Source organism: Kitasatospora sp. NPDC094016, from assembly GCF_040304045.1.
Lineage (GTDB): Bacteria > Actinomycetota > Actinomycetes > Streptomycetales > Streptomycetaceae > Kitasatospora.
The window spans coordinates 75,392-87,778 of sequence record NZ_JBEOUK010000038.1; the positions used below are offsets into that span (position 1 = coordinate 75,392).

Here is a 12,387-nt window from a genome sequence, read left to right on the forward strand (position 1 = left end):
CGTCAAGGGGGATGGATGGGCGGAGTCGCGGCGGTCAGCCGGTCCGTCCTGGTGAGGTGGGGCGCAGGGCCATGAAGCCGTCGACGGGTGCGAAGCCGAGGCTGCGGTAGAGCGGGGCGTCGGCGTCGGTGGCGCGGTCGCTGGAGCGGGCGCGGCGGTCGGGCAACTGCTCCTAGGTGTCGCGGCCGGCCAGCTCCGAGAGCGCGGTGTCGCGCATGATGCGGTCGACCGAGTCGTGGAGGGTGCTGTCGCTGCCGACGACGGTCTCGATGCCGCCCGGGAGCAGGTCGTGCTCGCGGTACCAGTCGCGCAGTTCCCGCTCGGTGACGGCCGCCAGGTACTCGCGGTCGGCCTTCGAGGCGTGCCGGACCAGCGTCTCGTCGATCGGGATGTCGAGGTAGTAGCAGCGGGTGACGCCGCGATGGTCGTCCACCAGGCGTTGAAGCATCTCGCCGTAGTGGTCGGCGTACAGGATGCCTTCGATGACGACGTGGTAGCCGGCGCCCAGCGCGTACCGGGCGACGGTGTCGATCAGGCCGATGTTCGCGCCGCCGGGGCGGTCCCGCTCGCGCAGCACGATGCGGCGGAGGTTGTCCTGCGCGACCACGGCCAGGCCCCGCCCGAACCGGTCCCGGATGCCCGCCGCTACCGACGACTTGCCCGACGCCGAGTTTCCCCGAACGACCACGAGACGGGTCTCCGCGCTCCCGGCAGGCGTCCCGGTCGCTGGGGGCACCGGGTGGTTCACGGCGCTCATGCCGGCCAACCGACGACGGACAGCGGGCGGCCGGCGGTGATCTGCGTGAGCGCGTCCGCGGTGTAGCCGACGATCGGCTCCGGAAGGCCGTCCAGCGGCCAGAAGCGGAGAGCGGTGCACTTGTCCGGTTCACGGTTGGTGATCTTGCCGGTGTACGCGCGGGGGGTGAAGAACAGCTGGAGGCGTCCGGCCCCGTCGTCGGCGTCGAGGTGGTGGAGGGTGTGCACCAGGACGAGGTCCTCCTCCCGGATGGTGATGCCGAGTTCCTCGTCGGCCTCGCGGGCCATGCCGGCCAGGACGGACTCTCCCGCTTCGAGGTGGCCGGCCGGAGCGTGCCAGTGCTGGTCGGCGAACGCGGTGTTGGCACGCTGTCCGAGCAGCACCCGGCCGTTCTCGATCAGGACCAGGTGAACTCCGACACCCAGCGTGTGCGGCACGGGGATGTCTCCTTCCAGGGGCGGGAGAGAGCCAGCGCGGGGAGTCCGGCTGGTTCAGGACATGGCGAAGCTGCGATCAAACTGGTGATCGTCAGTCGTACGTGAGTGCGTCGGCAGGTGTCCCACCGTAGGCGGCCCGGCGAGGCAGTGTCGGCGTGTCGCGGCAGATGCCACACGATCCGGTGAACGGCCCCAACTCGTCATACTGGTAAGGCGATTGCCGACCGGCCAGGGCGCCCTCGGTGCGGAACAGCTCATCCCCGCGTCCGTCCCGCGACTACGTGAGCTGGCTGGGGTCACCTCGCCGCAGGTCACCGACCCCGGCCTTGTCCGGTAGACCATGGACCTCCGGCGGGAGCCCGTCCGTCACGTCCTGGACCAGGTGGAGCAGCGCCTCGGCACTAGGCTGGATCGGACCAGCGTGGTGAGCAGGCGCCGGACGGTCGGAGCCGGCACCGACCGCAGCAGCTGGGTCCGGACCGAACGACATGGGCGTGGAACCCGCGCAGCGCGAGGCCGCGCGACTGATCCGGCCCCTTCAATCGAGCTGAACGCAGCTGTACTGCTACTGCACCATCGTCACCGAACACGGAAGGAGCAGGCATGGACCCCACCACGCGTCCTCCGGGCGGCCACGACGCCGAGGACATCGCGAGCATGAAGGAGCGAGGCTGGCGCGATCTGGCACCCATCGACGAGGCGTACCAGGCAGGCGAGATCACGGCGACCGAGTGGCACTCCGCTGTCCTGAACGTCATCGAACCGGCCTACCTCAACGGCGACAACCCGCGGGCCCAGTCCGGCCACAGCGGCGACGAGATCCGCTGGCGAGAAGCTCGTGGCCTGCTCGTCGACCTGCTTCCGCCTCACGGCGGGACGTTCCTCGACGTCGGATGCGCCAGTGGCCACCTGATGGAGAGCCTGACCAACTGGGCGGCTGAAACAGGGATCATCATCGAGCCCTACGGGGTGGAGATCTCCACGGCCCTCGCCGACCTCGCCCGAACGCGCTGCCCGAAGTGGGCGCATCGGATCTGGACCGCGAACGCGATGGGCTGGAAGCCTTCACATCGCTTCGACGCCGTCCGCACCGGCCTGGACTACGTGCCGACGGACCTGCGTGGAGCCTACGTAGCCCATCTGTTGGACCATGTCGTCGCCCCGGGCGGCCGATTGATCATCGGCGTCTACAACGAGGAACGAGACCAAGTCACAACGGCGGACCTGCTGCGGTCCTGCGGCTACACCCCGGCCGGTACCACCACAAGAGACCACCGGCACCCCAAGATCCAGTACAAGGGTCTGTGGCTGGCCAACGCTTGAGCAGTCGCTTCGCTCCCGGCGCCGGGGCACGCACCCTCCAGCGCTCTGTGGACAGCGTGCTCGTCTCGGCAGGCCGGTACCGTCGGCGAACAGCCAGTCATCACGCGTAGCGCCGGCACGGAGGCCAGAGCCTGGCCCATGTCGGTGTCGAACCCGCCGCCTTCGTGAATACGGCAGTTGGGCATTCGGGCGTAACGCCATCGCGCCCTGGCGGCTCGTACCAATGGGGCGGGACGACCACCATGCACCCTCGGTAGATCCCTCAGCCGGTCCCGCCGTCGCTCGCAGTGGGGTGGGACCCGGCTTCGCGCTGTCACCCGCGTGGGATACGCCGGGCAGCCCCACCGGTTACGTTTCGGGACGTCCTCAGAGCGTCCCGAAACGTGGTTGGAAGGCACCCAGTAGACCCGTCAGAATCTGGAGAATTCTCCATTCTGGCGGCGCAAGGTAATCGCAGCCTGGAGAACCGCGCTCACTCCTGGAACCGGATCAATTCGCGCAGCTCTCCTTCTGGACACTGTTCCCCTGAAAGGCAGGTGCCCGTGAAGCACGAAGCAAGGCAGAAATCCGTGAAGGTGATGGACAATCGGTACTCGTCCGGCATGCGTAAATGGAATCTCCGGTTCGGCATTACGTCCCGCTGCAATATCCGCTGCCAGTACTGCCTTCCGGAAGGGAAGCAGGGAGTCATCGTTCAGCCTTCGCTGGAGGAGGCGATCGAGGTCCTGCAGGCCGGCTATGACATCGGCTTCCGGAGGGTCCACTACACCGGTGGAGAGCCGACCGTGAGGCGCGACTTCGTGGATCTGCTGCGTGCCGGCAAGGAGATCGGCTACGACCAGCAGATCGTCACGACCAATGGCTACCGCCTGCACCACTTCATCGAAGAGGCGATCGATGCCGGCCTGACCCGGGCGATCGTCAGCATCGACACCCTGGACGAGCAGCGCAATCTGTTGATCACCCGGCGGGGCTTTCACAGTGACGCCCTGCGCAGCATCGAGCGTTCGGTCGAGTTGCTGCCGACTCTGACGAAGATCTCGTGCGTGACGATGCGCGACACCCTTCACGAGCTGCCCGCCTTCATCGACCACGCCCGTGAGCTGAACAACAGCGGAGGGGCGGGCCAGCTGGCGATCAAGCTGAACCAGTTCTTCCCCTCGAACCCCGCCCAGCTCGGCGCCGAGGGCGAGGTCTTCTGGAAGAACCAGTTCGTGGAGGAGCAGGCGATCCTCCAAGCGCTCGCGAAGGCGGGTGAACTGCGGCCGGTGCGGCGGGAGTCGATCGAGGGCGACAATCCGAGCTACAACTACTTCGAGATCGGCGACACTGGGGTAAAGGTCGCGGTGCTCGCGATGTTCTCCTGGGACTACCCGTGCGGTGGCTGCTGGAAGCTGCGGATCAGCCCGAACGGGATGACGACGGTCTGCATCAGCCAGAAGAACCCTCCGGTCCTGTGGGGGATGTCCCTGGATGAGAAGCGCGAGACGTTCAAGCGGCTGACCGGCTACCGCGACAGCGAGCAGTTCGACATCGACAACCCGAACCGCAAGCACTACCGCGACCAGCTCGGCGAGTTGCGGTTCGACAAGGTCGTCGGCGAGCAGAAGACGATCGCGCACTTCCGCACCATCTTGACCCGCGAGGCGCTGGAAGCGCGGGGGGAGATGTGACGGGCCTGGAGCGCCTGTGCTTCGGCACTTCGACGTTCGTCGCCGGCCGTCTGCTGCCCGGCAAGGACTCGCGGCCCGGTCTGGCCGCGCTGCGTACCGCGCTGGAGGCCGGGGTCCGCACGATCCACTCCAATCCGCACCTCGGCACGCAGTGGGCGGTGCGGGAGGTGCTGGACCACGTCGGCCCCGTTGCCGGGCTCCGTCACCTGGTCAAGGCGGAGTGCCCGCTGCGGGGGGACCTCGAAGCGCGCATCAGCACGGCCATCGAGATGTCCACCGGCCAGCTGGGCATCGCCCGGATCGACGCGGTAGTGCTGCAGGTTGACCTCAAGCGCACGGAGCGGGCTGAACTTCTCGACGACCAGAAGGCGTTGAGGGATTTCTATCGGCATGGCTCCCGGGTCGCGTTCGCTTCGGGGCGGATCGGCGCGGTCTACGCCTACTGCCACGGCCCGGCCGCGGTCCGTGCTGCCCTGCGGGAGGAGTCGATCTCGGCCGTTGCCGCCCAGTACCACCTCGCCTCTCCGTGGCCGATCTCGCATCTGGCCCAGATCTCGCAGGCCGACCGTGGCTTCGTCGGGATGTCGCCGCTCAACCGCGGTGCCCTGATCGACCCGCTCGCCCGCACCGCCCGCGGCAGACTCCGCCCTCTCACCTGGGCGCTGAGTGATCCGCGTGTGGAGGCCATCGCCATCACGATGTCCTCACCGGAACACGTCAACGAAGTGATCGACACCGTCCGGAACTCGCAACGCTCAAGGCCCTTCGGTCCCCGCACCAGCAGCACCGGATTCAAGGAGGCCATCCTGTGATTGAGGTCGCCCTGCCACGAACGGGCCCTGAGGGCCACGTCCAGGCCGGCAGCATGATCCTTGCCTCCAGAGCCCTGCGCCCGTGCGTGGGAAGCCACAAGCAGATCGGCGAGGGCTGTTGACTCTGACCTTGGGGCTGAACTTCGGTACCCACGACGCGGCAGCGGCCATCGTTCACAACGGAACGGTGGTCGCCGCCGTCGAAGAGGAGCGCCTGAATCGGATCAAGAACACGAAGGTGTTCCCCGAGCAGGCGATCCGGGCCTGCCTGGACCTGGCCGGCGCCCACCCACAGGACCTCGACCAAGCAGCGCTGTTCGTCGACCCGAAGCTCCACCTTCTCCTGGCGCCGTCGAACCTACGCTACGGCACACCGGCGTCGATCGGTTCGGTGCTGTCCGACCTGGCCAAGTACCGCACGCGGCGCAGGCTGCCCCAGGTGGTTCGCCGCAGCGGCCTCTTACCGGGCCACCTGCCGCTCATACCCGTGCCGCACCACCGGGCGCACGCCGCCAGCGTCTACCTGACCTCCCCCTTCGATGAGGCGCTGGTCGTCACCCTCGACGGCCGCGGCGAGTACGAGACCGCCGCGATCTACGACAGCACCGACGGCCGGATGACGAGGCGCCATCACATCGTCTACCCGCACTCGTTCGGATACCTGTACAGCGCCCTGACCCGGTACCTCGGTTTCTGTCCGCAGAGCGACGAGTACAAGGTGATGGGCCTGGCAGCCTACGGAGGCCCCCGGTACTTCGACCAGATCGGGCGCCTCGCCTGGTTCGACCAGAGCGTCGGCCGACTGCACCTGAACCTGCGCTACTTCGACCACCACCGCCGGCCCAGCGCCCGGCGCAACCTGTTCAGCCCGGCTCTGGTCGAACTCCTCGGGCCGCCCCGGCACCCCGAGGACGCGATCACCGATCGGCACCGCGATATTGCCCGCGCCCTCCAGCACCTCCTGGAGCAGCTGGTCTGCTCCTACCTCGCCTTCGCCCAGCGCCTCGTACCGCGACGATCGCTCTGCCTGGCCGGCGGCGTCGCACTCAACTGCGTTGCCAACGCCACCGTGATCGCATCGGGCCGGTTCGACCGGATCTTCATCCAGCCTGCAGCAGGCGACGCCGGCACCTCCATCGGCGCGGCGCTGGTCACTGCGGTCAGCCCGGTCCGGAGCCCGCTTCGACACGCCTTCCTCGGCCCCTCCTACGACGAGGAGACCATCCGCTCGGCCCTGAGCGGCATCCCTACCAGCCGGTACCGGGTGCGGCGCACGGCCGAGCCGCACCGGGACGCCGCCCGGCTGCTGAGGGCGGAGAAGGTGATCGGCTGGTTCCAGGGCCGCATGGAGTTCGGACCGCGGGCGCTGGGAGCCCGCAGCATCCTGGCCTCTCCCCAGTACGCCACGACCGCTTCCCGGATCAACGCCATGATCAAACAGCGGGAGGCGTTTCGCCCGTTCGCGCCGGCCGTACTGGCAGAGCACGCCGACGACTACTTCGCCCTGCCGTCCGCCGGCGCACTCGTCTACCCGTACATGCTGGCGACCGGCACGGTGCACCGGCAGCAGCGGGAACGCCTGCCAGCCGTGGTCCACGTGGACGGCTCTGCCCGGGTCCAGACAGTGCACCGGGATACAAACCCCCTGCTGTGGAACGTCATTGACGCCTATCACCAGCTCTCGGGCCTGCCCGTCGTGCTGAACACTTCGTTCAACGGCGCGGACGAACCGATCGTCTGCACCCCGAGCGATGCGGTCGCGACCTTCCTGAAGTGCGGCCTGGACGCACTCGTGGCCGGCCCGTACGTCATCGAGGAGACCACCCGGTGAACCACCCCGGCGGCATCATCCCCGCCCCCTTACGCATAGCGGTGGAAAGGAAGTTCGGACCCGTCCTCCGCATCGAGGAGCGCCCTGGCGGCCACACCCCCGGCATCAGCGCCGCTCTCACCCTGGCCCACCGACGCGTCTTCCTCAAGGCGATAGCCGTCTGCCACCCGCTCTCGAAGGATCACCAGCTGGAGGCCGGGATCAACTCCGTCCCGCCAGCCGGCCTCGGGCCTCGGCCGCTGTGGTCCGGGACTGTCGACGGCTGGCTCATCCTCGTCTTTGAGTACGTCGACGGCCGCCACCCGGACCTGAGCCCGCGCTCACCGGACATCCCGATGGTCCTGGCCGCTCTGCGGGAGACCCTGGAGGAGTGCGGCCTGACGGCGACGATCACCGGCTACCTCGGCTCTGTCGACTACACCAACCGCAAGGGGCAGCGAGGCCGGCAGTACGCCTTCACCGCCACCGCGCCCATCATCCTGAGCGAGCACGACGACTTCGTCTGGGCCAGGCCGAACGCCCTGCCGGACGTCTCGGACGCAGTGCGAGGGCTGATCGCGCTGGCCGAGCGACACTGATCAGCTTCGGCAACCGGCTCTCACGAGAACCGGCGGCAGTGAAGCTGCTGAGCTGGCAAGACAGCGAGCCACACCCACCGCCGTGATGTCGCTCAGGGTGATCGGACGAATCTGTACGGCGATTCTGCGTTGCTCGCGGCGGCCCGAGCAATCTATCCTCTGGGCAACGCGCTGACGGAGACAAGTAGCCGCAGGGCACGCGAGCCGAGAGAGCTGCCGGCAGCTGGGAAGGCAGCCTCGCGTCCTGGGGTGAATCCCCTCCCGAGTGGGGGGAGGAACGGCCGGCTGCGGCCCAATGCCCCGCCGGTTCGCTCCCGTTATCGAGCTGTCGAGGCCGTCACCTCCGGGTGCCGGCGAAGGCGTGGTGGCACCGCGAGTTCCCTTCTCGCCCACGCCCCCAAGGGATCACGTCGGACTCCGACTGATCGATGGGACCCGAAATGCTGGACATCACCGTGATCCGCGAGCACCCCCAGCGCGTCGAGCGCGCGCTGGCGAAGCGAGCCCTTCACATCGACCTCACCGCCTTTCTCGCCCTGGACGAGAAGTACCGGCACGGCATGACCGAAGTCGAGACGCTACGCGCCGAGCGCAAACAGATCTCCCGCGAGATCGCGCGGCTCGACTCGGCGGACCCCGCCGCCCACGCCAAGCGCACCGAGGCAACCGAACTCGGTACCCGCCTCGCCGCACTCGAGGAGCAGCTCACCACCCTGGCCGACGAGCGCCAGGCGTTCCTCGACCAGCTGCCCAACCTGCCCGACGAGGACGTGCCGACCGGCGGCAAGGAACAGAACCAGGTCGTCCGCGCGCACGGCACCCGCCCGGCCTTCGACTTCGAGCCGCACAACCACGTCGATCTGGCCCGCCGACTCGGTCTGATCGACTACGAGCGCGGCGTCAAGCTCGGCGGCACCGGCAACTGGGTCTACCGCGGCAACGGCGCGCTCCTCGAATGGGCGCTGCTCAACTTCTTCATCGAGACCCACGTTCAGGACGGCTACGAGCTGATCCTGCCGCCCCACCTGCTGACCTACCAGGCCGGCTACACCGCAGGTCAGTTCCCCAAGTTCGCCGAGGACGTCTTCGCGCTCGAGCAGGGTCCGGCCGGGCCGCAGCGGTTCCTGCTACCGACCTCGGAAACCGCCCTGGTCAACCTCCACCGCGACGAGGTCCTCCCGGAGGCCGAACTGCCGCGCAAGTACGTCGCCTACTCGCCCTGCTACCGGCGCGAGGCCGGCAGCTACCGCGCCGCCGACCGCGGTACCCTTCGCGGCCACCAGTTCAACAAGGTCGAGATGTTCCAGTTCGCGCACCCCGACGCCTCCGACATCGCCCACGAGGAACTCCTGACCAAGGCAGCCAACTTGGTCGAGGCGCTCGGCCTTCACCACCGAATCACCCGGCTGGCTGCCGAGGACACCAGCGCCTCGATGGCCAAGACCTTCGACGTCGAGGTCTGGCTGCCCAGCATCGACGGCTACGTCGAGGTGAGCTCGGTATCGAACGCCCGGGACTACCAGGCCCGGCGCGGCAACATCCGCTACCGCCCCGTGGCAGGAAAGGCCGCCTACCTGCACACCCTGAACGGCTCCGGGCTGGCCACCAGTCGGCTGGTGCCGGCCCTGCTGGAACAGCACCAGCAGGCGGACGGCACCGTCGCGGTGCCGACCGTGCTGCAGCGCTGGCTCGGCTGCAAGTCCTTGACCCCAGCTGAACGCAGGTAGTCGTACCAGCGGCAGGCCCGGAACACAGCGCGTCCGGGCCGACAGCGGGCCACTGCCCAGGGCACTGCTACAGCGGTGACCTGGGCAGTGCGTGCTCCCCCCAGAGCAACGCATGGACCAGGTGTTGGGCGGGGAGGCTGGCAACGTGACGGAGACCTTGCCACAGTGGGCGCGGCGGATCGCCGAGCAGGAGCTGGCGGACACCCTGTCGAGGCGGTGGTTGCACTCCCAAGGGGTGACACGTCAAGCCGAGCAACTGGCCGCGGTCGCCGGGCCGGATGATGGCCTGCTGGTCGCCGCCGCAGTGCTCCACGATGTCGGCTACGCTCCCCGCTTGGCCCTGACGGGCTTTCATCCTCTCGACGGTGCAAGGTTCCTGCGGGACGAGCACGGCGCGGACACGCGGCTCGTGCGACTGGTGGCAAACCACTCGCTCGCCCTGCTGGAAGCTGAGGAACGCGGGCTACGCGAAGCCCTGGAGTGGGAGTTCCCGATGCTCGCCGACCAGGTACTGGTGGACGCCCTGATCTTCTGCGACATGACCACTACCCCCGACGGGAAGCCGACCCGTTCCAGGGACCGGGTCGCGGAGATCCTCGCCCGGTACGGAGCAGACACGCTGGTGGGACGGTTCATCCAGCGAGCCCAGCCGGAGATCGCGGCGGCGGTGGCCCGCACCGAAGAGCGGATCGCCGCCGCGGGTCAGCCGAGGTAGGGGTACCGCCCGCTGAGGTAGTGGCCGATCTGCTGCCACATGCTCGGGTGGATGTCGTACTCGTCCAGGTCGCCGGGCCGCACCCAGCGCACACCGTCGGCCTCATCGTTGATCGTCGGGGTACCGCCGATCGGGCGGCCGATGTACGCCACCTCGAACTGCTGGCGGGCTTCGCCGTTGCTGCTGTAGACGACGATGTGCTCCGGATTGGAGTAGACCCCGAGGAGACCGGTCACCTCCGCCTTGATCCCGGTCTCCTCCTCGCACTCTCGCACCGCGCAGTCGGCGGCGGACTCACCGATGTCCTGCTTCCCGCCGGGCAGCGCCCATTGCCCGGTGTCGCGTCGGCGTTGCAGCAGGATCTCGCCGACCTCGTTCTGCACGAGCAGGTTGCTCGCAGGGACCAGCGAGTTCGCGGCCGGTGCGTCCGGATCGCCGTAGTACTCAGTCCTGCCGGCCATGAGACTGGCTCCCCTGTGCGTCGTCGTTCCACGGCCGGGCGGAGTTCCAGACCGCGTCGAAGCTCGAAGCGTAGCCGCTGAACCAGCCCAGCCGGCCGTCGTTCTGAAGGTGCAGCAGCGGGTTCGCGGACGCCGGCTGGCCCCAGACGTGCGGGTTGACCAGCAGGTCGTCGTCGTAGCGGAACAGCGAGTTGTACAACGTGGTGTCGTGCAGGCGGATCTCGCAGCCGGGCGTGCCCAGCAGCGGCCGGTAGTAGGTCAGCGAGGCGCGGATCTTCGCTGCGAGGGCGTCGCCGATGCCCTCCTCACGTCCGCGGATCGCCACCGCGCGGCCCTGCGGGTCTCCGAAGCACAGCCGGACCTTCACCCCGGCCGCCGCGCGCTGCGCCAGCATCGTGGCGATGCGCGGGTTCGACTGGGCGAAGAACGTCCCCGAGAACACCAGCACGTCAATGTTCTGGTCTGCCTCCAGCAGCAGGGAGAGCCACATCTCCCGCGGGACGCCGGCACGGTCGGGGTATGTGGCCACGAGGCCGACACCGGGACCGGTGACCTGTGCGGACCGGGGATGGGGCTCCGGCCAGAGGAAGGTCTCGTCCACCTGGAGGTGGTGCGCAACAGCCCACCGGTGACGGGCATGGGGCACGCGACCGCCTAACCAGCGGGTCACGGTCTTGGGGTCCACCTCGCAGACCGTTGCGAGTGCCGCAGGGGGCACACCGCGCTGGACGAGTGCGGAGCGCAATCGCTCGTTCACAGCGGATATCCAACCGGACTCCACCGGGACCCGCAAGGACGTCCTGGGACGCCGGAAGAGTCCAGGTTCACCGGCCCACGGCCACCACTACCGTCTCGGAGAAGAAGAACCGCCCATCTCGGGCCGCGGCTTGCACGCCCGCGTGCCAGTCTGTGACCTCGGCTGCGGTGACCGTCGTCGTGCCACGTGCAGCTGAGCCCAGCAATGCTCTGCGCATGTCGGCCAGTCGACGTTCGGGGTGGCCCGTGAGTACCGTCGAGGCGGTTGTGAGTGTCTCGGTGCGCTGCAGGGTCAGCCCGGCGGCCCCGACCAAGCCAGGCAGCGCGCGACCGATGCGGCCGTTCGCGTGGTCCATCCACGGTTGGCGATCGTCAGTGAAGGCGTGGCACACCCGCCGGTCCAGGTCAGCCGGCGGACCGGCCACCATGATCGAGTCGAAGTCGACGTGCGCGAGCACCAGGGTGCCCTCGGCCTTGAGGAGTCGAACGGCCTCGCGAACGAGCTCCGCAGGGTCGGTGAGGCACTCGAGTACGTTGTAGGACACGACTGCGTCGGCGCAACCACCGGCCAGGGGGAGGGACCGCCGCAGGTCTGCCTGGACGAGCTGTACGCCTCGACCATGCCTGGTCAGGCGGGTTCGTGCGGTCGAGAGTGCCGCCGCTGACCGGTCCAGACCGACGAGTCGTGCCCGAGGGTGGCGGCGGGACACCGCAGTGAGCGTCGGTCCAGCGCCGCAGCCGAGATCGACCAGTGTCCCGTCTGCGGGCAGCTGCGACAGGTCTGCGAGGAGAGCGTGAATCGGCTCATCAGCCTCGGACATCGGACACCTCCAGCCCGGGCCGCAATGCGCGGACGTGGGCGTGCAGTTGGTCAGCAGCGGTCGGCGGAAGGGGATCCGGGTGGCATTGTGCTGGCGCGGCGGTGGTTGTCACTACATCCGGTCCGGCGCCTGGAGGCCGAGCAGGTCGAGGTCCCGGGCCAGCGTCTCCGCGGTCAGTCGGCACAGTGCCAATCGGTTCGTCCGGCGGGCCGGTGTCTCCGCCTTGAGGACGGGACAGGACCCGTAGAAGTCGGTGAGGGCCTTCGTCAGCCCCAGTAGCGCCGGTCTTGTTGAGCCGATGCGCGCGCCATCACTGCAAGTCTCTTGCGAGAGCGGATCGCGGAAGTCTGCCGAACCTCTGCTGAACCATCTCCGGGTGGCGGTGTGCCCCCTCTGGCGTTGGTCGTGTCCCCTGAAGTGGTGTAGCGGTCGTGGACCAACGGTCATGAAGTAGGTGGGAGTTCGTTGCGGCCGGGCTCGTTGGGGTAGATCTTCT

Annotated in this window: 14 protein-coding genes; 7 read left to right on the forward strand and 7 right to left on the reverse strand. The window is 68.5% G+C overall.

The window, feature by feature from the left end; all coding sequences use genetic code 11:
- Positions 1-34 precede the first annotated feature (34 nt).
- From ABT015_RS28510 to ABT015_RS28520, 3 genes are read right to left on the reverse strand one after another with little or no spacing between them, the layout of a single operon-like run.
- Entirely contained in the window at positions 35-166 is a 132-nt protein-coding gene (locus ABT015_RS28510) for a hypothetical protein (RefSeq protein WP_350884018.1), read from the reverse strand.
- A gap of 6 nt (positions 167-172) precedes the next feature.
- Complete coding sequence (locus ABT015_RS28515; RefSeq protein ID WP_350884019.1) at positions 173-757, reverse strand: P-loop NTPase family protein; 585 nt, start codon at positions 755-757, stop codon at positions 173-175.
- Positions 754-1,194 carry an NUDIX hydrolase gene (locus ABT015_RS28520; RefSeq protein WP_350884021.1) on the reverse strand — a complete coding sequence of 147 codons (441 nt, stop codon included), beginning with the start codon at positions 1,192-1,194 and terminating at the stop codon, positions 754-756. Before ABT015_RS28520 ends, ABT015_RS28515 begins: the two co-directional genes overlap by 4 nt.
- Positions 1,195-1,797: 603 nt before the next feature.
- Here ABT015_RS28520 and ABT015_RS28525 point away from each other — a divergent pair.
- From ABT015_RS28525 to ABT015_RS28555, 7 genes are all read left to right on the forward strand, one after another.
- Positions 1,798-2,517: a class I SAM-dependent methyltransferase gene (locus ABT015_RS28525; protein WP_350884023.1), complete on the forward strand. Its 720-nt coding sequence runs from the start codon at positions 1,798-1,800 to the stop codon at positions 2,515-2,517.
- A 542-nt stretch (positions 2,518-3,059) separates the two neighbouring features.
- Complete coding sequence (locus ABT015_RS28530; RefSeq protein WP_350884025.1) at positions 3,060-4,190, forward strand: radical SAM protein; 1,131 nt, start codon at positions 3,060-3,062, stop codon at positions 4,188-4,190.
- Positions 4,187-5,002: an aldo-keto reductase family protein gene (locus tag ABT015_RS28535; RefSeq protein ID WP_350884027.1), complete on the forward strand. Its 816-nt coding sequence runs from the start codon at positions 4,187-4,189 to the stop codon at positions 5,000-5,002. Before ABT015_RS28530 ends, ABT015_RS28535 begins: the two co-directional genes overlap by 4 nt.
- A gap of 130 nt (positions 5,003-5,132) precedes the next feature.
- The gene (locus tag ABT015_RS28540; protein WP_350884029.1) at positions 5,133-6,833 is read left to right on the forward strand and encodes a carbamoyltransferase family protein; all 1,701 of its coding nucleotides are present in this window, start codon (positions 5,133-5,135) and stop codon (positions 6,831-6,833) included.
- Positions 6,830-7,411 carry an NUDIX hydrolase gene (locus ABT015_RS28545; RefSeq protein ID WP_350884031.1) on the forward strand — a complete coding sequence of 194 codons (582 nt, stop codon included), beginning with the start codon at positions 6,830-6,832 and terminating at the stop codon, positions 7,409-7,411. The genes ABT015_RS28540 and ABT015_RS28545 overlap by 4 nt, the downstream gene beginning before the upstream one ends.
- Positions 7,412-7,839: 428 nt before the next feature.
- Positions 7,840-9,138 (forward strand): serine--tRNA ligase, encoded by a 1,299-nt coding sequence (serS, locus tag ABT015_RS28550; RefSeq protein ID WP_350884033.1) that lies wholly within the window; start codon positions 7,840-7,842, stop codon positions 9,136-9,138.
- 112 nt (positions 9,139-9,250) lie between these two features.
- Positions 9,251-9,853 (forward strand): HD domain-containing protein, encoded by a 603-nt coding sequence (locus tag ABT015_RS28555; protein ID WP_350884035.1) that lies wholly within the window; start codon positions 9,251-9,253, stop codon positions 9,851-9,853.
- Here the strand turns inward: ABT015_RS28555 and ABT015_RS28560 are convergent.
- The 4 genes from ABT015_RS28560 to ABT015_RS28575 form a co-directional block, all read right to left on the reverse strand.
- On the reverse strand, positions 9,841-10,314 hold the full coding sequence (locus ABT015_RS28560; protein WP_350884037.1) for an NUDIX hydrolase: 474 nt from the start codon (positions 10,312-10,314) through the stop codon (positions 9,841-9,843). The genes ABT015_RS28555 and ABT015_RS28560 overlap by 13 nt on opposite strands.
- A complete protein-coding gene (locus ABT015_RS28565) occupies positions 10,298-11,071 on the reverse strand; it encodes a DUF5919 domain-containing protein (protein WP_350884039.1) in 774 nt (257 codons plus the stop codon). Before ABT015_RS28565 ends, ABT015_RS28560 begins: the two co-directional genes overlap by 17 nt.
- Positions 11,072-11,138: 67 nt before the next feature.
- Positions 11,139-11,891 carry a methyltransferase domain-containing protein gene (locus ABT015_RS28570; protein WP_350884042.1) on the reverse strand — a complete coding sequence of 251 codons (753 nt, stop codon included), beginning with the start codon at positions 11,889-11,891 and terminating at the stop codon, positions 11,139-11,141.
- Positions 11,892-12,002: 111 nt separating this feature from the next.
- On the reverse strand, positions 12,003-12,338 hold the full coding sequence (locus ABT015_RS28575) for a DALR anticodon-binding domain-containing protein (protein ID WP_350884051.1): 336 nt from the start codon (positions 12,336-12,338) through the stop codon (positions 12,003-12,005).
- Positions 12,339-12,387: the final 49 nt, after the last annotated feature.

Coding starts and splice junctions, on each gene's coding strand:
- ABT015_RS28515 (WP_350884019.1), bottom strand. CDS start 757: ATGAGCGCCGTGAACCACCCGGTGCCCCCAGCGACCGGGACGCCTGCC.
- ABT015_RS28525 (WP_350884023.1), top strand. CDS start 1,798: ATGGACCCCACCACGCGTCCTCCGGGCGGCCACGACGCCGAGGACATC.
- serS (WP_350884033.1), top strand. CDS start 7,840: ATGGGACCCGAAATGCTGGACATCACCGTGATCCGCGAGCACCCCCAG.
- ABT015_RS28555 (WP_350884035.1), top strand. CDS start 9,251: ATGGACCAGGTGTTGGGCGGGGAGGCTGGCAACGTGACGGAGACCTTG.
- ABT015_RS28560 (WP_350884037.1), bottom strand. CDS start 10,314: ATGGCCGGCAGGACTGAGTACTACGGCGATCCGGACGCACCGGCCGCG.
- ABT015_RS28570 (WP_350884042.1), bottom strand. CDS start 11,891: ATGTCCGAGGCTGATGAGCCGATTCACGCTCTCCTCGCAGACCTGTCG.
- ABT015_RS28575 (WP_350884051.1), bottom strand. CDS start 12,338: ATGACCGTTGGTCCACGACCGCTACACCACTTCAGGGGACACGACCAA.